Source organism: Roseimaritima sediminicola (assembly GCF_009618275.1).
GTDB classification, from domain to species: Bacteria; Planctomycetota; Planctomycetia; order Pirellulales; family Pirellulaceae; genus Roseimaritima; species Roseimaritima sediminicola.
Genome location: NZ_WIAD01000011.1, coordinates 89,639 through 110,934, shown reverse-complemented (window position 1 = coordinate 110,934; position 21,296 = coordinate 89,639). Strand labels below are relative to the sequence as shown.

14 protein-coding genes are annotated in these 21,296 nt (G+C 64.1%); 10 read left to right on the top strand and 4 right to left on the bottom strand.

What is annotated here, in order from left to right; all coding sequences use genetic code 11:
- Position 1: 1 nt before the first annotated feature.
- A complete protein-coding gene (locus GE027_RS08325) occupies positions 2–2,629 on the bottom strand; it encodes a caspase family protein (RefSeq protein WP_153556717.1) in 2,628 nt (875 codons plus the stop codon).
- A 338-nt stretch (positions 2,630–2,967) separates the two neighbouring features.
- On the opposite strand from GE027_RS08325, the gene GE027_RS08320 reads away from it, so the two are divergent.
- From GE027_RS08320 to GE027_RS08310, 3 genes are read left to right on the top strand one after another with little or no spacing between them, the layout of a single operon-like run.
- A complete protein-coding gene (locus GE027_RS08320) occupies positions 2,968–3,561 on the top strand; it encodes an RNA polymerase sigma factor (protein WP_162006626.1) in 594 nt (197 codons plus the stop codon).
- Positions 3,558–5,525 (top strand): serine/threonine-protein kinase, encoded by a 1,968-nt coding sequence (locus tag GE027_RS08315; RefSeq protein ID WP_162006625.1) that lies wholly within the window; start codon positions 3,558–3,560, stop codon positions 5,523–5,525. Before GE027_RS08320 ends, GE027_RS08315 begins: the two co-directional genes overlap by 4 nt.
- A gap of 39 nt (positions 5,526–5,564) precedes the next feature.
- Complete coding sequence (locus GE027_RS08310) at positions 5,565–9,005, top strand: CHAT domain-containing protein (RefSeq protein ID WP_153556714.1); 3,441 nt, start codon at positions 5,565–5,567, stop codon at positions 9,003–9,005.
- Between the two features lie 12 nt (positions 9,006–9,017).
- Here GE027_RS08310 and GE027_RS08305 read toward each other — a convergent pair whose 3' ends face one another.
- On the bottom strand, positions 9,018–9,269 hold the full coding sequence (locus GE027_RS08305) for a hypothetical protein (RefSeq protein WP_153556713.1): 252 nt from the start codon (positions 9,267–9,269) through the stop codon (positions 9,018–9,020).
- A 150-nt stretch (positions 9,270–9,419) separates the two neighbouring features.
- Here GE027_RS08305 and aroH point away from each other — a divergent pair, with 150 nt between their 5' ends.
- A complete protein-coding gene (gene aroH / locus GE027_RS08300) occupies positions 9,420–9,896 on the top strand; it encodes a chorismate mutase (RefSeq protein WP_237607392.1) in 477 nt (158 codons plus the stop codon).
- 27 nt (positions 9,897–9,923) lie between these two features.
- Positions 9,924–10,808, top strand: coding sequence for a hypothetical protein (locus GE027_RS08295; RefSeq protein ID WP_153556712.1), 885 nt, complete (start codon positions 9,924–9,926; stop codon positions 10,806–10,808).
- On the opposite strand, the gene uvrA is transcribed toward GE027_RS08295, so the two are convergent.
- Positions 10,809–13,700 carry an excinuclease ABC subunit UvrA gene (gene uvrA, locus GE027_RS08290; RefSeq protein ID WP_237607391.1) on the bottom strand — a complete coding sequence of 964 codons (2,892 nt, stop codon included), beginning with the start codon at positions 13,698–13,700 and terminating at the stop codon, positions 10,809–10,811. It lies immediately after the preceding gene.
- A gap of 302 nt (positions 13,701–14,002) precedes the next feature.
- Here uvrA and dgt point away from each other — a divergent pair, with 302 nt between their 5' ends.
- The 4 genes from dgt (at position 14,003) to GE027_RS08270 (ending at position 17,559) form a co-directional block, all read left to right on the top strand.
- Positions 14,003–15,103 (top strand): dGTP triphosphohydrolase, encoded by a 1,101-nt coding sequence (dgt, locus tag GE027_RS08285; protein ID WP_237607396.1) that lies wholly within the window; start codon positions 14,003–14,005, stop codon positions 15,101–15,103.
- 8 nt (positions 15,104–15,111) lie between these two features.
- Positions 15,112–15,912: a hypothetical protein gene (locus GE027_RS08280; RefSeq protein WP_153556710.1), complete on the top strand. Its 801-nt coding sequence runs from the start codon at positions 15,112–15,114 to the stop codon at positions 15,910–15,912.
- Positions 15,913–15,990: 78 nt separating this feature from the next.
- On the top strand, positions 15,991–16,797 hold the full coding sequence (locus GE027_RS08275) for an FHA domain-containing protein (RefSeq protein ID WP_153556709.1): 807 nt from the start codon (positions 15,991–15,993) through the stop codon (positions 16,795–16,797).
- A gap of 186 nt (positions 16,798–16,983) precedes the next feature.
- Positions 16,984–17,559 carry a carboxypeptidase regulatory-like domain-containing protein gene (locus GE027_RS08270; RefSeq protein WP_153556708.1) on the top strand — a complete coding sequence of 192 codons (576 nt, stop codon included), beginning with the start codon at positions 16,984–16,986 and terminating at the stop codon, positions 17,557–17,559.
- A 258-nt stretch (positions 17,560–17,817) separates the two neighbouring features.
- Here the strand turns inward: GE027_RS08270 and GE027_RS08265 are convergent, their stop codons facing one another.
- Positions 17,818–18,915, bottom strand: a complete 1,098-nt coding sequence (locus GE027_RS08265; RefSeq protein ID WP_153556732.1) for a DUF1559 domain-containing protein — start codon at positions 18,913–18,915, stop codon at positions 17,818–17,820.
- A gap of 778 nt (positions 18,916–19,693) precedes the next feature.
- Between GE027_RS08265 and GE027_RS08260 the strand changes: the two genes are divergently transcribed.
- Positions 19,694–21,172, top strand: a complete 1,479-nt coding sequence (locus GE027_RS08260; RefSeq protein WP_390621577.1) for an ammonium transporter — start codon at positions 19,694–19,696, stop codon at positions 21,170–21,172.
- Positions 21,173–21,296 lie beyond the last annotated feature (124 nt).

Below are 21,296 nucleotides of genomic sequence, written 5' to 3'. Positions count from 1 at the left end.
GCTATTCACCGTGGGGAGAAGACTTGTTTGAGGTATTAGGTTGGACCGCGGGAACCGTGATCCAGGACCACGAAAGGACTTGAGGCGTGGCCTGCGTCGTTCGCCGCAGGGCACGCATTTGAGGTTTGCCGAAGGCGGCCGCTGACATGAACTGTTCGACCGGATCGCGGGGCGTCGAAGGCGCGGACTTGGCGACGCTGCGCGTGTGACTGCGGAGGCCGGTTTGTCGGAGGAAGTCGTAGTTGGGCTGGCTCCTGTGCGTCCGCACCGGGACCGCCAAGACCACAAAGCCTTCGGTGCCCAGCGAGGAATCGTCGACGCGGCCTTGGTCGGAAAACGTAGAGCCGGCCGCCAAGGCTTCGCTCAGCCAGACGTCGATTCCATGGTCCGCACTCAGGTACAACAACGTCACCCACATGTCCTCGCGACTGCGGTTGTCCAGTCGCACTTCGATGTCATCGCCCGGAACCAGCTTGGTCGGTGCCGACTCGGTGCCGTCGCCCGGGCGTGCCGCCGTGGGTTTGCGAGTGACGTGCAGTTGCAATCCGCGGACGTCCCGCGAACGCTCCGCGGCCGAGGCCAGTTGGGCGATCCGCCAGGTGTTTCGCCAAGTGAAGATTTTCTGCAAGTCAATCGCCAACCGCCCGGCGGCTTGCGATACGCGGTCCAGCGGGTAAGGGCCGTAGACGCCCCGCGCCGGAGCGGATATCGAGGCCACGTCGGCGGCCCGGGTCGCTGACGCCGCCGCTTGGGGTGCCGTTTCGCTGTCCACTAGGACGATGGCCGGTTCGCGGATCGTCAATCCGTATTGAGACCATGCCTCGGCCGGCGCTACACTGCGGAGCTGCCACTGCGTCCGCACCGCCGGTTCGACCGTGCGTACCAGCGAACGGATGCGGGGCGGCATCGCCTGCAGCACCTCGTCCAGCGAGCGACGATCCGCATCGGAGTCCGCCGCCAGCGCTAGCTCCAGACGCAGGTCGCCGACTTCGCGCCAAGCGATGCGGCAGACGGCGTACGGTGGCAGGTCATCGAAAGACACCGCGGCGACGCTGCCGAACTCACACGGCGCGACCGAGCTGCGATGCGGCTGGATGTCGACCGCGCGAACATAGCCCAGCGGCGCGTCCTCGGGACGTGCGGCGGAGCCGCCGGGATAGAGTGCAAACACGGTATTCGATGTGATGCCCGTCCACTGGCCGGCGGTGACAAGCATCTCGGAACCGTCGCGCTGGAAGGTGATCGGCGGCGGGGGCGGAAACGTCGTCAGACCCAGCACCTCGCGGTCGAGGTCGCCACTGAAGAACGGCGTCGGCGAACGCGAGCCGCGTTCGCTGCGGTAACGACCGATCACGCGGCGACCCAGTTCGCGGTAGCTGAGCGGTTCGCTCTGGTCCTGAAACGTTTGCATCAACATGAAGGACAGCAGCCCATAATAATGTTCGGGCGTGCGCGGCGCGTCGGCCGGCCGCGGCAGTTCGGGAGCGGTCTCGAAAGCTTGGGCGGCGTAGAAAGCGGTCAAACTGCCCTCGCCCGCGGCACTGTCCAGCGTCACATCGAGGGCATCGAGCTGTGCGGCTTGCCGTCGATCGGCGGCCGCGTCGCCTGCGGTGCTCGCTGTGCCTGTGTCGCCCGCTGCGTCGTCCGCTGTGCCCGCAGCGCCGGGAACCTCCGTGCCGCGACTCCGCTCGCCGCTGCGGGCCGCTTGTTCGGCGGCCCTCTGCGCGGCGGCCCTCTGCGCGGCGGCGACCAGGTGCGCGTCGGGCACATTCAACCACTGGGGCGGCACGCCGCGCGAACGTTCCCCTCGATCGACGCTCCGCGTCATCGTTCCTGAGTGGCAGCAGTCGAAGACGATCCAGATCGCCGCGCCGCGTGCGCGGATTTGGTCCAGCCAGTGGCCCAGTTCGTCGTCGCGGAGGGCACTGCGCGGCGACCCGTCCTGGCTCGGAGCCACGTCGGCCGGCAGGAAGACCTCGTCCAGCCCGTCGTATTCCTGGTTGCCAGGCAGTGCACCGGAGCCGGCAGGCGCGGGGCCGGCGGCCGCAGCTCGAACCGGCAGCTGGGTGCCGTGACCGCTCATCAGGATCACGATCTGCGAGCTCGGGCGAGCCACGTCGATCAAGTGCTGGAAGCCGGCGGCGATGTTCGCATAGGTGGGCCGCCGGGCAGCCGACTCGGGCCAACCGACCAGTTGGCGGATATTGTTTTCGGCAAACCCGAATCGCTCCTGCAACAGCTTTGCAAAGGCGGGTACATCGTTGGCCGGTCCCCACAGCTCGGGAATCTGGGGGCTGTTGGGGTACTGAGTACATCCGATCAACAGGGCGTGCCGCATCGCCGTCGGTTCGGCATCGGCGACCGAACGCGCTCGCTCGCCCGTCGCGTTACCGGTCGCTCCGGCCTTCGTTCGGCTCGTCGCTCCGGCCGGTTTCGTTTCGGCCTGTTTCGTTTCGGCTTGTGTCGCGGCGGCCGGTGTCGCGGCGGCCGGTGTCGCCGACAGCGAGACTTCGTGGGGGGCCGACCAGCGAGCGATGCTCACCGCGATCGCCAGGGCACCGCCCAGCACCAATCCCCAGCCGAGCTGGACCGCCGTGTTGCGGTGCGGCGAGGGAGATCGAGAGGACATGATTCACCGTTCCTTTCGCCGTGATTTGATCGACGGAGGCGAAAGGGTGTGACCGGTACGCGACCGATCTCCCCTTCCTCTACACCAAAGCGGTGCGCCCGTAGATCAACGCTGTGCGCCCGCCGGCCGGACACGGGAGTCCCCGTTTTTTTCGGTTACTCCGGTGTCTGCAACCGACACCGCGATAAACTGGCAGGAGCAGGTCGACACTGCTATAGTGACTGGTAGCGCCCCCCCATATTGTGATTATGACGGCGGACGGTCACCGTTCAAGCGATTTTCTTGACTCGTGCAGATTTGGTTGGGTTTTACAAGACAACGATTATCAGGCCACACGGATGCATGAACGGGATGCCTTTGCGACCTTGGTGCAGCGTGTCCGCGACGGTGATGCGGAGGCCGCCGACGAATTAATCCGTCTGTATGAACCAGAGATACGGCGGTTCATCCGGTACCGGCTGTCCTCGGCCTCGCTCTCGGCCCTGTTGGAATCTTTGGACATTTGGCAGTCCGTTCTGGCGAGATTCTTCGTTCAGCTTGATACCGGCCATCTGGACTTGGAAGAACCGACCCAGCTGAGGAAGTTGCTGATCACCATGGCTCGCAACAAAGTCTACGACCAGATCCGCCGACAGACCGCGGACCGGCGTGATCGACGCAAGCACTGCGCCGACGGCGGGGGGCGGCTCGACGAATTGGCTTGCGGAGCCGAAACGCCCAGCCAGATCGTGGCTCGCCGCGAGATCCTGGCCCTGGTTCGCGCGTCGCTTTCCGAAGAGGAAACGTATCTGCTGGAGCAACGCGTCGAAGGGCGGCCCTGGGATGCATTGGCCGAGGAGCTGCAGGCACGGCCCGATGCCCTGCGAAAACGTCTGACCCGGGCGATGGACCGCGTGGCCGGTCAATGGGGAATCAGCCAGGAGTTGAAATGAGCGTTCTGGAACTGGATTCGGCGCAGTCGATCACGCTGGCGATTCGTGACCGGGCGTTGTCCGATGTGGTTGCGTTGGGGCGGCAGGTCGATGCGCGAAAACGCCTGGCGCTTTACTGGGCCGACATGCGTTCCCGCTGGCACCGTGGGCAACAGGTCACGGCCGAAGATTACGTGGCCGGCGAAGCCGACGCGGATTCGGAGTTTATCGTCGACCTGCTGTATTCGGAGTACGTACTGCGCGATGAATGCGATGCCATGCTGGACCCGGAAACGTACCGCCTGCGGTTTCCCGACCAGTACGCGGCTTTCCAGCGACAAGTGTCGATCCACGAAGGCTTGCAGGAACCGAGTGGCTCGGCGCGGAAACCAAACGCCGGTGACGAGATGGCTTCGGCGGATTCGCTGCCGCGGATCGGCAAGTACATCATCGTGTCCAAACTGGGCAGCGGCGGGCAATGCGATGTCTATCGCGCGGTGCACCCGGAGCTGGCCGGTGAAGTGGCGATCAAGCTGGCCAAAGTCAATCTGGGATCGCGGGAAGTTTTGCAGCAGACCCTCCGGCACGAAGGCCGCTTGCTGAGCCAACTTGCTCACCCGCATCTGGCTCGCGTTTACGATTTGGATGTGCAACAGGATCGACCCTATCTGGTGATCGAGTACGTCCGCGGCCAGAACCTCCACCAGTACGCCCGCAGCCACCGCATGACGCCCGACCAGATCGCCGGCTGGGTGGCCGAGGTGGCTCGGGGGTTGGCCGAAGTGCACCGAGTGGGATTGGTTCACGGCGATTGCAAACCCAACAATATTATTATCGATCAACAGGCCCGAGCTCGCTTGATCGATTTCGGCATGGCTTGGCGATGTGACGCCTACGTCGACCCATCGCAGGAGAGCGATGCAAACATCTCGGGAACCGTTCCGTTTATGTCTCCCGAGCAAGCGGCCGGCGGCAGGGACAAGGTCGATCACCGCTCCGACATTTTCGGCCTGGGCGCTACGCTGTACTACTTGATCACCGGTCATCCGCCCTATCACGTCGACTCGCTTGCCCAAGGTTTGCGGCTTGCGCAACAGGGCCGCTGGAACCGGCAGGCACTGGATGCCGCCGCGATGCCGAAGTCGCTGAAGCGAATCTGTCGCCGAGCCTTGGACCCGGACCCGGCTCTGCGCTTCGGCTCCGGCGACGAGATGGCCGACGCACTCGAACGTTCAAAGGCAGCGTACCGTCGTCGTCGGCCGGTCCACGGAAGCGCCGCGCTACTGCTGGGATCCGCCGCGTTGGTTGTGGTAACGGCCGCCCTTGGGGCGATGCTGATGCTGGGCGTGTCGTGGTACGGCGGGACCGGCGAAAGCGGGGCGGAGATGTCCACCGGCGACGCGTCGGCGGTGGCCGATGCTCCGGTCGCCAACGCCATACCGCTGGGTCTGACGATCCGTGTTTGGGAGGACGCTCGTCTGTTGCCCTTGGCCGCCGGGGTCCCGCTCCGCGATCGCGATCTGTTGCAAATCCGCTTTGACGTTCCGGCCGGCAAGCACGCCTCGCTGCTGCTGCGTAACGGCGACGGCCGCTGGATGCTGCTGCACCAGCGTCCTCCGCAGGACGCGGCATCGACCTTTCGTTATCCACCCAGCAGCGCCGATGCGGTTCCGCTGCGCGGTCCCGGCGGAACCGAGTTTCTGCTGGCCTGTGTCGCCGACGAACCCATCGATCTGACGTTCGAAGCGTTTTCCGACTCGCAAAACAATTTGTCCGCAGACGCATGGCCGCCGCTGGGCGACCGTGCCGTGCTGCGCGTGCAGAACACCGGCGTGACGGTCGAGCAACGTTCTCGCGATCTGGGGCCCGCCCAACAACTGCAGGCCCCCGAAGCCGTGGTGACGGGGCAGTTAGAAATGTTGCAGCAGTCGTTGCAGGCCCGGCAAATTACCTTTGATGGCATCGCCTTTGCGCACAAACCCTAATTCACTTCCCTTCTGCCCTTTCAACCGGTGAGTGTTTCGATGTCGCCCTTCTCTTGGCTGCGACCGGTGTTGACCTTCGCCGGCCCGCTGTGTTTGGCCGCGATCACCCTCACACCGGTCAACTCGCAAGATTTTGACTACGGCATCCGAATCTATTTGGACAGCCAGCAACGGGTCGCGGTCGAAAGCGTCCGCCTGCCGCCCGAGCCGTCGGTTCTGGCCCAGCCCGGAATGTTGTTATGGTCCGAAGGGCAACGCGATCGGTGGCAAGTTCTGCCGGCTAAGTTTAATCCGAATGGTGCATCGCCCCCGCTGGCACCGCTGCCGGCTTTGGCCGGAGCCAGTCGCGGCACCGCCGATGACGCTCGGTTGGCAGCCCTGCCGATGCAAACGGTGTCGCTGGATCAATTGATCGCCGGCGAGGTGCTTCGCAACAGCGACGCGGCCGCGTGGCTGACCCCCCTGGACCAACAGATGATCCTTCGCGGCACCCCGACGCTGCGTCGTAAGAAAACCAGCAGCCCAGCCGACAAGGATGCCGCGGATCGGCAATCGTATCCCCAGGCAAGGTTCCGCCTGAGCGACGATTCGGGCACGACGGTGACGTTGACGTTTCCGGCCGGCCGGCCGGAATTGACCTGGTCGCAACTGGACGGGCTTCCGCAGCCCTGGCGGCAGGGCTTGCCGCCCGGCGAATACACTCTGCAGTTCGTGGCAACCGAGGACGGAGCGGCAGGAGACGAACCCACAGATCAAGCGGCCGCGGGCGAGGAGGTGACCTTCGGCGTCGAAGCACCGCGCTACGGCACCGCGGTACTGGCTGCGGCAGAGCGGTATCGGAGGGCGGCCGACGACAACCTCGATGCGGTGTATGTCCAGTTGGCCGCCGAAGCGATGCTGGCGGCCAAGGACGAGGAAGGATTGCCGGCGCCGTACCTGAGCGATGCTTACGATCTGCTGCAGCGGTTGCCCGCCGGACAGCAGACGGCCTACCTGCGTCGTCTGCGCGGCAACGTGGCGGCCAAGATCCACGGTCGCCGCGGGCCCGCTGAGGTGGCCGCCGACGCCACCGGTATCGGCCCGATCGATACGGCCCGGCAACGTATCCTGGCCGGCCGCTGGCGCGCAGCCGAGCAAGCGCTTCAGGACCCGCAGCTGCGCAGCGATCCCCGGGGGCAAGCCCTGGCACGACTGTATCAGGCCGTGATTCTCTCTGAATCGGGGGCCGCAACCGGGGCCGCCGCCTATGCCGCCTTCGTCGAAGCCTTGGAATCGATGGAGGCGTCGGAATCGATGGAGGTACTTGATTCGCCGGGGAACCGACCATCATCGGAGGCGGCGACCAGCCCGCCTGCGGACCGGTTTCGCGCCTTCAACAACTTTGCCAACTTCCTGCTGGGCCGTGCTCAAGACCGCCTCTACGACCACGCGTTTCAGGTCGCCAGCGGCGTTGCCGCGCCGCTGTTCGCGGGGTTGAATGATTGGCATCAGGCGCGCGTGCACTACGCTCGCGCGGCCGAGCTTGCCGAGCTTGCCGAAAAACTTTCGCCTGTCGACGCCGCCTCGGTCCAGGTGAACGTGGCCCGGCAGTACGCCCTGTTGGCCGATTACCTACGCGTGCTGAATTCGGCTTTCCCGGCCGAACAGGCTTGGCTGGAAGGCCAGCAGGCGGCCGAAGCGACGGCCCGGGGCTTGGCGGAGCGGACGCTGGCCGGGACGGAAGGCCAAGTCGATCCGGCGACGCGGGCGACCGCTCACATGTTGTTGGCCCGGCTGGCCTATCGCAATGACAACCCGGTGCAGGCGATCCTGCATGCCGAACAAGCTCGGCCCTGGTACCTGGCCGACGGGGCCTTGGGCGGAGTCGAACGTGTGCACCGGATGATCGGTTTGTCGCTGGCCAGTCAAAGCGAAACCGAGCCAGCGGCGCGGAGCGATGATTCGCTGCGCCGCCGGGCGCTTGCGCATCTGACCACCTCTCAGACGCTGGCCGAAGCGCTTCGCGAGCGTTTTCCACGGGATACGGCCGGTTTGTCGCGAGCCGGTTTCCTTGCCCGCCGGGCGTACGTTCAGGAGCGGACGGTCGAGCTGCTGATCGCCGAGGGACGCTACCGCGAAGCCCTGGCCGCGGCCGAGCGAGCGAAGTCACGATCGTTTCAAGATTTTGTGGCTCTGCGTTCCGCCGCTTCCTCGGTTCACACGCCCGCTGACCGCTCATCCGCTGACCGCTCATCAGCTGACCGGTCGGTGGACGAAGTGCTGGCGGACTGGCCCGAGGGAACCGTGGCTCTGGAGTATTTTCTGACCGACCAACACGCCTGGGTGTTCGTGATCGCAGGTTCCGGGGACGTGACCGCTCTGGCGCTCGAGCAGCCCGGCGGTCAACGAGCCGCGTCGCGGCAGCTGGTTCAAAGCGTCCAGCAATTCGTCACCGGCCTGCGTGGAACCAGCCAACAAATGCTGCGACGCCACATGGCCGGCCTGGGGTTTGACAACCGCTGGCAGGATCAATTGCACGCTTACTACACGCTGCTGATTCCGGCCGAGGCGCAGGCGAAGCTTCAGGATCGACAACAATTAATCGTCGTCCCGCATCACATCCTGCACTACTTTCCCTTCGCGGCACTGGTGACCGAAGTCGATACCGAACCGCGTGGAGATCTGGAGATGCCGCAACCGCGGTTCTTGATCGATCGCGACCTGACGCTGTGTACGGTGCCTTCGCTGACCTCTTGGGACATGCTCCGCCGCGGCACACCCGAAGCGATCGTTGCCGCTTCGGCCATCGGGATCGAGGAATTCGAAGACGCGCCGAGCTTACCCGGCGTGGAGCAGGACCTGGCGAACTTTCGGGCTGCGTTTGCGGCGACCGCAACCGAGCCGGCCGTGCGGAATGGCGGGCCAACCGAGCCGGGTGAAGAGGGGCAAGAGAACGCGCTGGCGGTCCTGCAGGGCGATGCGGCCAGTGAGAGTCGCGTGCGGCAGTTCCTCGCGCGGCCGGGCTTGCTGTTCGTGGCCACGCACGGCATGAATCTGGCCGACCAGCCGCTGGACAGTTTTCTGCTGTGTCACCGTGATGCGAAGCACGACGGGCGGCTGACCGCGGCGGAAATCCTCGAGCAACCGGTCGGGGCGGACGTCGTGGTCCTGAGCGCTTGCTATTCCGGGTTGGCCGACCGCAGTCCCTTGCCCGGGGACGATCTGTTCGGGCTCGAGCGGGCGCTGCTGCAGTCCGGGGCTTCGAACGTCGTCTGTGGTTTATGGGACGTGTACGACGACACCGGAGCGGAACTGATGAACGGATTCTTCCAGGCGCTGGGGCAGGGCCGGACGGTGCCGGCGTCCTTGGCGGATTCGCAACGGGCGTTTCTCCAGCGGCGGCGGGCCGAAGGCAGTTACGATCCCTGGATTCACCCCTATTTCTGGGCGGTCTACAAGGCCACCGGCAGCGACCGGACCATCGTCGGCCGCAGCGACTGAGACCCGCCCCGCTCAGCCCAGCTTGGCCAGTTCATTGGCGACCAGGGCGGGATCGTCTTTTTCTTGCAGGTGGGCCACGCGGTCCTTGGGCAGTCCCGCTTTTTCCAGATGTCCGGCCAGGCGTTTCCAGATCGAAGCCCGCTTCTTGCCCTCGCTGAGGTACAGCTCGGTGACCAATTCCTGCGATTTTTGCAGGGCGATGGCGTCGCGGTTCTTGTAGTAGTTCTTGATGATCCGTTCTTGGTGCCGGCTGTGTTCGGGCATGGCGAAAACGTCCTGTGCTTTCTGAAGGGGGTTCGCCAGCGAGCTGCGTGGCGTATAGTAGACTATCGGCAAACCGAGGTCCGCGATCAAGGCGTGGTTTCCTTCGGGTACTTCTCCCCCGCTCTTTCTACATCGATTTCCCTTTCACGCATGTCTGATCCTGCTTTCGACACTTCGGCACCGCGTCGCTGGATGTGTCGCGGAGTGCGCGGTGCGACGACCGTCGAGGCCAACGACCGCGATCAGATCCTCACGGCCACCCGCCAATTGCTGGCCCTGGTGATGCGCCGCAACGAACTGGTCCCCGAGGACATCGCCAGCGTGACGTTCACCGTGACCAAGGACCTGGACGCCGAATTTCCCGCCCTGGCCGCTCGGCAACTGGGGTGGTTGGACGTGCCCCTGCTGTGCAGCTACGAGGTGTCGGTCAGCGGATCGTTGCCGCTGTGCATTCGCGTGCTGATTCACTGGAACACCGACCGTCGTCAGGACGAGATCCAGCACGTGTACATCAAGGGTGCCAAGGCGTTGCGGCCGGATCTGTCGAAGCTGCCGCCGGTGGATTTCGAAGAACTGGAACGGTGGATCCAACAACACATGCACGACAGCCAGCACAGTCGCTCCTAGCAGCAGCGACCCGATGATGGATGCCTCATGACCAAGATCAAATGGATTCCCAACGCCCCCGGTTCGGTCCTGTACGCCACCGCGGTGGTGGCCCAGAACCAGTTCGTTGCCGATGCGGTGATCGACCAGCTGTTGATCGGTCCGGTCAGCGACATCAACAGCCAATTGGGGATGGCGGATCTGGATCTGGCTCGGTTCTGGAACCGCTTGGTCGCCAGCGGCTTCGAATCCGGCGAGGATGCCGCCCGCTGTGAACAGGCTCTGCTGGAAGCGGAATGTTCGCCGCTGTCGGCCGATACGCTGGCACGGAACATCGCGGGCAAGCTGACCGATATCCGCTTGGCGTTTGCCGAGCGGTTTCCGAAACTGGCCGAACAACTGCCGCTGCGAGCCCGTCCCCTGCAGGACGCCTGGAACGAACGCGGACCGGGACTGCTGCGGGCGATCGGCCAGCAGGCTCACGACTCGCTGCTGCCGGCTCGCGCCAATGTGCACCTGGTGGGGCCGGTGCGCGGCGGTGGTGGCGATGTGGACCCGCCGCGACAAAACGCCTGGATCGAGGCCTTGTTGACCAACAACGATCCGACGCTTCCCGAAGTCCTCCGCGTGGCCTGGTTGTTGGCCCGCCTGGGGCTGGGACGCGACCGCGCCAATCGCATGATCGACCAACAACACCTGCCCACGGTGGCCGCATTGGCGCTGGTCCCGATCGTGCTGCACGCCGGCCAGGAATTAGAGCTGGTCGCGCCGGGGCCGCTGCCGATTCCCGCCGCTCTAGAGCGTTGGCAGCAGACCAGCGGCCCGGCGACCGTAGCGATCGTCCAGGACTGGTGGCAGCAGTGGACCCCCGCCGAGATGCCCTTCCCGGTGGCGATCAAAGCCCTCGACAAAATGCTGTACGCCCAGCCGTAGTTACAAATACCGGCCGGTTTGACTGGCTTTCGTCTTGCGGATCTTCTCCGGCGGGCCTTCGGCTAACAGCTTTCCCCCGCCTTCGCCGCCCTCGGGTCCCAGGTCGATCAACCAATCGCAGGCACGCGCGACGTCCAGATTGTGTTCGATCACGACCACCGTATTGCCGGCGTCGGCCAAGCGGCCCAGCACGTCCAGCAAGCGTTTGACATCGTCGAAATGCAAACCCGTGGTCGGTTCGTCCAACAGGTACAAGGTCGACCCGGTGCTGGAACGAGCCAGTTCCGTGCCCAGCTTGATCCGCTGGGCTTCGCCGCCGCTGAGCGTCGTGCTGGGTTGGCCCAGGTGCAGGTAGCCCAGACCCACGGCCCGCAGCGACTGGAGCACGCGGTCGACCTTGGGAACGTTCGTGAACAGCTCGGCGGCCTCGTCGATCGTCAGGTCCAGCACTTCGGCGATCGTATGCCCTTTGAAGCGAACCTGCAGCGTGGCATCGTTGTAACGTTTGCCGCCGCACACGCTGCACGTCACATACAGATCGCTCAGGAAATTCATCTCGATCTTTTCCTGCCCGTGCCCCTTGCACTGCGGGCACTGGCCGGCCGCGGCGTTAAAACTGAAGCGGCTGCTGGTGTAGCCGCGCTGCTTGGCTTCGCGCGTCGCCGCATAGACCTTGCGGATCTCGTCCAGGGCTCCGGTGTAGGTGGCCGGGCAGCTGCGCGGTGTGCGGCCGATCGGCGCTTGATCGATACGAATTAATTTGTCGATCCATTCGGTGCCTTCCAGAGCCTTGTAGGGTCCGCTTTCGACGGCTTGCAGGCCCAGCACCTCGGCCATGGCGGGATACAACGTGTCGTTGATCAGGGAACTCTTGCCGCTGCCGCTGACCCCGGTTACGCCGATCAGACTGCCGACCGGAAAACGCACCGTGACGGACTGGAGGTTATGAATCGAAGCTTCCTTCAGGACCAGACTCTTGGCCGGATCGACGCTTCGCGGTTGTCGCTCGGGAAGGCTGGAGACGCGGCCGCTGAGGAACCCGCCGGTCACCGACGCCGGGTCGGCCGCCACCTGCGCGGGCGTGCCTTGGCTGATGATGCGGCCGCCGTGTTGGCCCGCCCCCGGACCCATATCGATCAACCAGTCGGCGCTGCGCATCATGGCTTCGTCGTGTTCGACCACCAGCACCGTGTTGCCCTGTTGCTGCAGGTCTCGCAGGGCGCCGATCAAACGGTCGTTGTCGCGTTGGTGCAGTCCGATGGACGGTTCATCCAACACATAGCAGACCCCGACCAGACCGGAGCCGATGCTGGTTGCCAGCCGCACACGCTGCAGTTCGCCACCGCTGAGCGTATCGGCCGAACGATCGAGGCTCAGGTACTGCACGCCCACGAGCTCCAGGAAACGCAGCCGTTTGCCGACCTCCTCGCGGATCGGCTTGGCGATTCGCTCGGACGTTTGGTCCAGCCGCAGATCCTCGAACCACTTGACGGCGGCGGAGATCGGCATCGCGGTCAGTTGGGCGATGTTCGTATCGCCGACCGTCACGCTGAGCGCTTCGGCGCGGAGCCGGCCGCCGTGGCAATCCGGACAGGTCACCGCCGCCTGCAACCACTCGAGTTCCTCGGCCCGCCGCTCGCTACGCGTCGTCTGCCACTCCTGTTCCAGCAGGCCCATCAAACCCGCAAAGCCGGCTTCGTCGTCGCCGTGCAGCAACCGCGTGCGCTCGGCCGCCTTGAGTTTCTTCAGCGAACGCGACCAATCCCAGCCCAGCGACTTGAGAAAAGGCTCGACGGCCGAACGCATCTTTCGCACCACGGCTTTGGTGGCGCTGGTGTAGGCCAGCAGCGCTCCCTCGTCCGGCGAGCGGTTGAAGTCGATGATGCGTTTGGGATCGAAACCTTCCAGCACGCCCATCCCATCGCAGCGCGGGCAGGCGCCGTAGGGACTGTTGAAACTGAACGTCCGTGGTTCCAATTCCGGATAACTGATTCCGCAATCGGGACAGGCGTAGGCGCTGCTGATCAGCCGTTCGTGCCACTCGCTCTGGCCGGGTTGTTGGGTCACCGCGACCACCAATCCATCGCCGAAGCGCAGCGCCAACCGCACCGAGTCGTCCAGGCGGCCGCGGACCTCCTCGCGCATCACGATCCGGTCCACCACCGCTTCGATCGTGTGGTTGCGGCGCGGCGCAAGCGCCGGGACCTCCTCGATCGGGTACAGCTCGCCATCGACGCGGACGCGAACCAGGCCGGCTTTGCGGATCTCCTGAAACACATCCTCGTGCTTGCCGCGGCGGCCTCGCACCATCGGGGCCAACAGCATGATTTTGGTGGACGCCGGCAGGGCCAGCAGGGTATCGACGATACTTTCGGGCGACTGTTGATGAATCGCCGAGCCACAGTTGTAACAGTGCGGCGTGCCGGCTCGGGCGTACAGCAACCGCAGGTAGTCATAGATCTCCGTGACCGTCGCCACGGTACTGCGGGGATTGTGGGTGCCGCGTTTCTGATCGATACACAGGGTCGGTTCCAGGCCATCGACCCAGTCGACCTCGGGCCGCTGCAGTTGATCCAGGAACTGTCGCGCGTAGGCCGACAGGCTTTCCATGTACTGCCGTTGACCTTCGGCGTACAACGTATCGAACGCCAACGAGCTCTTGCCGCTGCCGCTGACGCCCGTGATCACGGTCAGGCGGTCGCGGGGCAGGTCCAGATCCACCGCTTGCAGGTTGTGCACCCGAGCCCCGCGGATGCGGATCACGCCCTCGGCCCCGCTGGGATGGGCGCTGGACGCGGCGCCGGCTTGCTCGTCGCCCGAGGTTTCCGCCGCGGCGAGGCTTTCCCGGCGCGAGCTTTCGCCGCGGGGACTTTGAATTGTTCTGTCCGTCACCGAAATTACAACCTAGAATGCTTTTGATGCTTTTAATGCTTTACGACTGATTTCATACTTGATCAAGACAGCTTAGACCGACCGACAACCAGCCCCGCGAACGTCCTGACGGGAAAACCACGAAAACCGCTGCAGCGGTGGAGGATTTTCCCGAACGCTTTCAGGGGGAATCCTCCGCAAAAATGCCCGGCACCCCGACCCCTTCCATGGCTGACATCGCCATTCGCAAACCCGCACCGCGGACCGCTTACTTCGGTGCCGGAACGGCCGGTTTGGATTTGCTCGCGCGGCGCGAGCATCTGATGTTGGCCACCTATGCCACGCACAGCGAAGATACGGCCGGTCGCGAGTACGCCGAACCGCCGCACGCCTACCGGGGGCCGTTCCAGCGAGATCGAGACCGAATCCTGCACAGTTCGGCGTTTCGGCGTCTGTCGGGCAAGATGCAGGTCTTTACCGGAGACATGGGCGAGTACCACCGTACGCGATTAACCCATACCTTTGAAGTCGCCTCGATCGCTCGCACGATCACCCGAGCCCTGCAGTTGAACGAGGATTTGGCCGAAGCCTTGGCCCTGATGCACGATATCGGACACCCGCCGTTTGGCCACTGCGGAGAAGATGTCTTGAACGAGTGCCTCGAGGACGCCGGCGGATTCTCGCACAACGCCTTTGCCCTGACCATCGTCCGGCAACTGGAGCAGCGTTACACCGGCTATCCGGGGTTGAACCTATCGGCCGAAGTGCTGGAGGGGCAATCCGAGCGGGCCGACAAGGTCCACGGCGTGGTGGGAGCTTCGGCGCGGCTGGAAGTCCAGGTCGTCGACATCGCCGACTCCCTGGCCTACGACGCCCACGACATCGACGACGCCCTGCAAATCGGATTGCTGAGCATCGAACAACTGGCCCAGCTGCGGCTGGTTCGCCGAGCCCTGGAGCAGACGGTTGCCAAGCATGGTCCGCTGTCGGCCGTCAAATTGAGGCCGGCTTTGGTGCACGAGTTGATCGACCTGCAAGTCGGCGACTTTCTGGAACAAGCCAGCGAACGCTTGCAGCGGTGGGCCGGGTGTCGCAGCCAGGAACTCAGCCAAGCCGGCGTGCAATTGACTCACTCGATCGAACTGAGCGACGAGCAGCGCGAGCTGGAGACGTATCTGTTCCAGCACGTCTACCGGCATCCGCGGTTGATGAAGGTTCGCCACCGAGCGGCCGATCGACTGCGACGCCTGTTCGATACGCTGGTCGTCCAGCCCGAGCGGTTGCCACTGCGGTTTCGTCAGCGGGCCGAGCAGGTCGGAGGCCGCCGCGCCGCCGGCGAATACCTGGCCGGGATGACCGACCGCTTCTGCAATGCCCAGTACGAATTCCTCCAGCACGGCAGCGGCCCGCTGGCGGACTGGTAAACGGCCCGATGTCCCTCTCCCAGCAGATCGCTTGGAATCGCCAGACGGCCGGAAACTGGGGCGAGTTCGCCACGCATCGCGAACACTTGGCCCGCTTGCTGGACGAGCTGTGCTCGGGTCGCCACGAACAGGGCCAGGGCCACGAACAGGGCCAGGGCCGGTTGATGGTGCTGGGCGCCGGAAACTGTAACGATCTGGATTTGCCCCGCGCGCTCGGCCGGTTCGCCGGCGTGCAGCTGGTCGACTGGGACCGCGCGGCGGTCCTGGAAGGCGTTCGGCGACAGGGCTGCGAGCCGGGCCCGCGGCTGAGCGTGGACGCGCCGGTCGATCTACAGCATCCGGTCGATCGGCTGCAGCCACCTGCCACCGAGGCCGCAGCGGACGTGGTTTTGTCCGCAGGGTTGTTGTCTCAATTGGTTTACAGTGCCATCCACTCGTCGGCCGAGAGGCCGGCGGCGGTCGCAAGCCGTGCCGCGGAGGTCCGGCTGGGGCATCTGCACGATGTGCTGCGGCGTCTGCGTCCGGGCGGCCGCGCTTTGGTCAGTTTCGAGATCGTCTCTTCCGATACGCTGCCGGAGTTGGTCGCTTGGCCGCCGGCCGAACTGGCCGTGCGGATCGCGGCGGCGGTTCGCCACGGCAATTTCTTTACCGGGATGCATCCGCGAGCGGTCTTTGACGCGGGCCAACGGCTGGTCCGAGACGGCCAAGCGGTCGATCTGCGGCGCTACCCACCGTGGCGTTGGTCCTTGGGGTCCCGGCACTACGCCGTGGCGGCGCTGAGTTTTGGCCGCGGGAGAAAACCTTTATAGTAATGGTCAGGCAGGACGCGGCTTGGTCGCCGGCCCGCCTCTCCAGTCCGATGCCGTTTCTGCAGAGAAAGCACCACGGTGAGCACGCCTGAGTGGATCTTTGGTTCTTCGCCTCAGTGCGATGTTTGGATTCCCGAATCGACCGTTTCGGCCGAACACTGCAGTCTGCGCAAAACCTCTCAGGGCTATGTGCTGCGCGACCTCGGCAGCACCAACGGAACCTTCGTCGCCGGCAGCCGCATCAAAGGCCCCACGCCGATCGAACCGGAGACGCAGGTGATGCTGGGCAGCCTGATCGCCTTGCCCTGGCCGGCCGAGGACGGGGCCTCGCGAATCGTACGGTTCGGGCGCAGCAGCGAGAATGATTTCGTCATCGACTCGACCAACGTCTCCAGTTTCCACGGAAGGATTATCGTCGGCCACTCGGGCACGTGGGTGGTGTGCGATCTGGCCAGCACCAACGGGATCGGACTGCGCCAAGGACACCGCTTTCACGTGATTCGCAAGGCGGCGTTGATCACCCCCAACGACACGTTATTGCTGGGCAAGACCGAGTTGCGAGTCCAGGATATTACCCCGCTGTTCCGCGGGGCCGGCCCCGCGTCGCCGGCGGCAGCAGCGAAGGCGGCAGGGGGCGGGCGGGAACCGGGCAGGCGCAAGCAGGGCTCGGACAGGCGCCGCAGCTCACCGCCGCTTCCCGGCCGAGCGGCAATGCCCGCTCAGAGAGCAGGCGACGATCCGGTCCCGCCGCCGGTGGACGCGTCCCCGGCGGCCGTCTCTTCCACGTCGCCCATCCTGGGGTTGATCGGTTCGCTGTGGTGGCTCGGTGGAATCGCCGCCCTGCTGGCACTGGTGCTGTACGGCGTTTTTCTCGCCTTCGCCTGATTCCGTTCGGCTTCGAGAACGGAGCGAACCAGCGCGGTATTTCCTCACCGCTTGCGGCGTTCTCAGTTTCGCAAAGGCAGGGTAGGATTGGAGGCGATTGGGTTGGCTGCTTTGCCGGCTGATCGTGCCTCCCTATCTTAAGTGCCCCCCCCTATCCTCCCTCCCCTGATTATCTGGTGAATGTTTATGAAGAACTGGTATGTCATGTCTGTCGGCTGTGTGGCCGCCCTGTTGGTTTCCGGTTGCAGCGAGCAGCGTCCCGAGGGCATGCCCGAGCTGTATCCGGCGACGCTGACGGTTGTCCAGGACGGCCAACCGCTGCCTGAAGCGACGGTGTCGCTGTTTGCCGAAGACGCTTCGCTGAATCGTTGGCCCGCCGGTGGCGTCACCGATGAGAGCGGTGTCGCGACGCTGATGACCTACAGCAAATACCCGGGCGTGCCGGCCGGAACCTTCAAGGTCATGGTCAATAAGACGGTGACCGAAGGCGATCCCATTCCCGAGCCGCCCGCGGCCAATGCGACGATGGAAGAGCGAGCCGCGTACGATCGGGCTATCAAGACCGGCTCTTTCGAGGCTTTTCAGGTGGTTGCCAAGGAGTTCCGCACGGCCGGCACGACGCCGCTGACGGTGACCGTATCGGCGGATGCTGATAACGATCTGTCGGTCGATATCGGCGCCGCGGTCAAAGAGAAAGACGTCCAGGCCAGCGCCACCGGTGGCGGCGGCGGTGACTACGTTCCGATGGGAACCGACAGCTAAGCACGTCGCAACCCTTAATTCGGCATCACTCTCCCTTTGGGAGAGTCGGGCTCTTAGTCCCGGAGAGGGGTTTCGCAGGGCCCTCCCCGGGCCTAAGAGCCCGACCCTTTCGCTTCGCGGGAGGGTGTTGTCGCGGGGTTTCACCGAAAGATTCATGCCGACGTGCTTAAGCACGGCAGAACAAAAAAAACGCATAGGACAAGGTTTTGTCCTATGCGTTTTTTCGTTCCAAGCGTGGAGCCACGCCGACCAGGGCCGTTACGGCGTGGCGTTGGGCTCGCCGCCGTTGTGCGTGCCCATCGCACCCCACGTGCCATAGGGGCTGGGGCCACTGATTGGCTGGGTCTGCGTCAGGTCTCCGCTGTCGATCGTGTCGGTGATAAAGCGAACCGAACCATCCAAGAAGGTCGCGTTGATTCCGCCTGGATGGTAGCTGTTGGGCGTGAAAATGGCCGCATAGTAACCGGTGGGCGAATCCCAGCAGCTCGGCCCGTTGGGCGGAATGACCGTGTGAAAACCGTTCCACGGGGTGCCCATCTGCCAGAAGTTGCCCCGCCACGTGTCGCAGGGATTGGTGTAATGGCGAGGATTATTGGGGTCGATCACGCCGGTCATGCAGACGTCGGGGTGAATGATCGGCTGGGCTCCATCCGGTTCCAGCAACGCGCCGTTATGCCCCGTGCCGCCTTTGACCTCGCGCGACCAATATCCCTGAGGGGCCGAAGCCGATTCGCTGAACGCCAACGTGTTGCTGGTGCCATCGGTGATCGAAGCAAACGACTTCCAGGACGACAGGTGAAAGGGGCCGCGGTTGCGCGCCTGGACGTACTGGTTGTTGATGTAGTTGGGATGGTGCCACGCCGCATCCAGCTTCAGCATTCCGTCACCCATGTTGAACATGTAATTGACGCGGGCGTTGGAGGCATGCGGCGAGGGGTCGCTGCCGAAGGGATCCGACGGGCAAAGCATCGTCGCAAATTCCTGCGTGTAGGGCGAACCACCAAACAGGGCCGCTGTGAGGCTGCTGGTAGCCCGCATCCGCTGCTGAACTTCTTCGTAGCGGTTCTGCTGCTCGATGAACGGCAGCAAAGCCACCATGATGCTGGGGTAATACCTCGAGTTGTGAACCCCTTGCGGCAAAGACCCAGCCGCTGGAAACGAGCGATGCACGTCGTGGTAGTTGTGCAGCGCCAACGACATCTGCTTCATGCGGTTGGAGCACTGCATGCGGCGGGCCGCCTCGCGAGCCGACTGGACCGCCGGCAGCAACAGTCCCACCAATACGCCGATGATCGCGATGACCACCAGCAATTCGACCAGCGTAAAGCCAGTCCTTCCTCGGATTCTCTTGGACATAACTATCAATCCTCGTTCACTAGAAAACTAGAACAACAAAACGCACAGTAAAAACGGGCAATCTATTTGCCCCAAGAAAGATGCCAATAACCGCTGGCCGGCCAGTCCGATCATGAACATCCGTCCGCGGCACCAGGCCGTCACCGGATCCCAGAGGCGCAACTTCAGCGGGTTTCGAATGGCTTCGGTGGGAAGCGGACCTCAGCGAGCCGCTCTTCAGCCAGCAAAGTGATCGATCAAGCACGGAATTAGCACGCTGCCAAACCCTCAGAATAAGGCGGGCTGAGGGCGACTGCAGCGAGCCGGCAAACCGTGCCGTTCAGTCATCGAAGAAATTATAGACACTGCTTGCCCAAGCTTCCAAGTCGTTTTCCGGACCGATTCGGAGCCTCTTTTCCAAGCCGGCCCGGATCGCGGCGGCGGCGATACCCGGATGCCTGATTGCTGGGCAGGTTCTGCCTGTTATCTAGGCGGTTCCCTCGGCCCGGCGCGCCGATGCCGGCCGCGGACCGAAAAATATTCGAATCCTAACCATTTGCGACGGAAAGGTTTACGAAACGAAGATTCGTGCTATCGGCGGTTTTGGCGCGGCCCGTGCGAAAAGCCGGCCCTCGTGAGACGCCGAGCTTTTCGCTTTGGCAGAACGATTGGACTACGGCCCAGGCAAGGTCAGACGAAGGTTTCGCAGTCGTCTCACACCCTTGTTTTCCGCGGGTGTACCTCCACCGGGTGGCATCGGCGAACTTTCAACTTGTGGACTGCGAAAGGCAATCAAGAAATGAGTACGTACCGAACGGGGAGGCCTACCCCGGGACCATTGATGATGTTGGCCCTGTTGGGCCTGTGTTGTAGCTCCGCGGCGAACGCCGGGTCACAAGACCAGTCGGCCCCCGTGGTCGCTGAAGTCTCCGAGGCGGCCAGCGTTCCCGCCGCAGCGGCAACCGAACCGAGCGCGGCCGCCCAAGAGGCGGTCGTCGAAGAAGAGTTGGGCGTGGGCTACGCCCTGGACAACATCGTGTTGTTCGTCTGTGCGGTGTTGGTGCTGTTCATGCAAGCCGGCTTTGCGATGGTCGAGGTCGGATTGAACGCGGCCAAGAACACGGTCAACATCCTGTACAAGAACGTCATGGATTTGGCGGTGGGAGCCTTGCTGTTTTTCCTGGTCGGTTTCGGGTTGATGTACCCGACGTCCTACATGACGCCCGAACAAGCGGAAACGATCAGCGGTTTCTTTGCCTTCGGCGGCTCGGGGATCTACGAAGCCGGGGCGGACCGCACGTTTTCGCCCCATGTCGATTGGTTCTTCCAAGCCGTGTTTGCGGCCACGGCGGCGACGATCGTCAGCGGTGCGGTTGCCGGCCGAATGAAGTTTGTTGCCTACCTGGTCTACAGCGCTCTGCTGACCGGATTGATCTACCCGATCAGCGGTTACTGGAAGTGGGGGGGCGGTTGGTTGACGCAGTTTGGTGATATGGCGTTCCAGGACTTCGCGGGTTCGGCCGTGGTGCACGCCGTGGGAGGATTCGCCGGACTGGCCGGAGCGATCATTCTGGGACCGCGTCTGGGTCGCTTTACGGCCGACGGCAAGAGCGTACCGCTGCCCGGTCACAACGTGGCTTTTGCGGCCCTGGGGGTCTTTATCCTGTGGGTGGGTTGGTACGGATTTAATCCCGGCAGCCAGTTGGCTTTCCAAGCGACCGGCGATGTCGATGCGATGGTCTTGATCGCCGTGAACACGACCCTGGCGGCTGCCGGCGGAGTCGTAGCGGCGACCGTGATCAGTTGGGGACTGTTCGGCAAACCCGATCTGACGATGAGCCTGAACGGTGCTCTGGGGGGCTTGGTTGGGATCACCGCCTGCTGTGACTGTTTCTCAAACGTTTGGTCGATCGTGGTCGGTTTGGTGGCCGGCGTCCTGGTGGTCACCGGCGTGGTCATGCTGGACAAACTGAAGATCGACGATCCGGTCGGCGCCTGGCCGGTGCACGGGCTGTGCGGCGTCTGGGGCTGCCTGGCGATCGGGCTGCTGCCCAATACCCATCTGGCCGGCGGTGCGACCAGTTTCTGGATTCAGTTCGTCGGCACGGCGGCCTACTGCGTGTGGGCCTTCGTCACGATGGGCACCGTGTTCGGCGTGCTGAGATTGATGGGCATGTTGCGGGTCACCGCCGAAGAAGAGACCGCCGGCCTGGATATATCCGAGCACGGCATGCACGCCTACCCCTCGGACGCCATCGCTGGCGGCCAGGTAGCGTAGCCCTCGCGAATCGCGGATTCTTCTTGGCTCTTGCCTGGGTCAGAAGAGGCCCCCAATGACTCGCGGCGGACGCACGTCCGCTGCGAGTCGGGGGTTTTTCTTGTTTAGGTCTCGCGAACCTTCT

Bases quoted from the DNA above. Each gene is read 5' to 3' on its own strand.
- GE027_RS08325 (WP_153556717.1), bottom strand. From the start codon at position 2,629: ATGTCCTCTCGATCTCCCTCGCCGCACCGCAACACGGCGGTCCAGCTC.
- GE027_RS08320 (WP_162006626.1), top strand. From the start codon at position 2,968: ATGCATGAACGGGATGCCTTTGCGACCTTGGTGCAGCGTGTCCGCGAC.
- GE027_RS08315 (WP_162006625.1), top strand. From the start codon at position 3,558: ATGAGCGTTCTGGAACTGGATTCGGCGCAGTCGATCACGCTGGCGATT.
- GE027_RS08310 (WP_153556714.1), top strand. From the start codon at position 5,565: ATGTCGCCCTTCTCTTGGCTGCGACCGGTGTTGACCTTCGCCGGCCCG.
- GE027_RS08305 (WP_153556713.1), bottom strand. From the start codon at position 9,269: ATGCCCGAACACAGCCGGCACCAAGAACGGATCATCAAGAACTACTAC.
- aroH (WP_237607392.1), top strand. From the start codon at position 9,420: ATGTCTGATCCTGCTTTCGACACTTCGGCACCGCGTCGCTGGATGTGT.
- GE027_RS08295 (WP_153556712.1), top strand. From the start codon at position 9,924: ATGACCAAGATCAAATGGATTCCCAACGCCCCCGGTTCGGTCCTGTAC.
- dgt (WP_237607396.1), top strand. From the start codon at position 14,003: ATGTTGGCCACCTATGCCACGCACAGCGAAGATACGGCCGGTCGCGAG.
- GE027_RS08280 (WP_153556710.1), top strand. From the start codon at position 15,112: ATGTCCCTCTCCCAGCAGATCGCTTGGAATCGCCAGACGGCCGGAAAC.
- GE027_RS08270 (WP_153556708.1), top strand. From the start codon at position 16,984: ATGAAGAACTGGTATGTCATGTCTGTCGGCTGTGTGGCCGCCCTGTTG.
- GE027_RS08265 (WP_153556732.1), bottom strand. From the start codon at position 18,915: ATGTCCAAGAGAATCCGAGGAAGGACTGGCTTTACGCTGGTCGAATTG.
- GE027_RS08260 (WP_390621577.1), top strand. From the start codon at position 19,694: ATGAGTACGTACCGAACGGGGAGGCCTACCCCGGGACCATTGATGATG.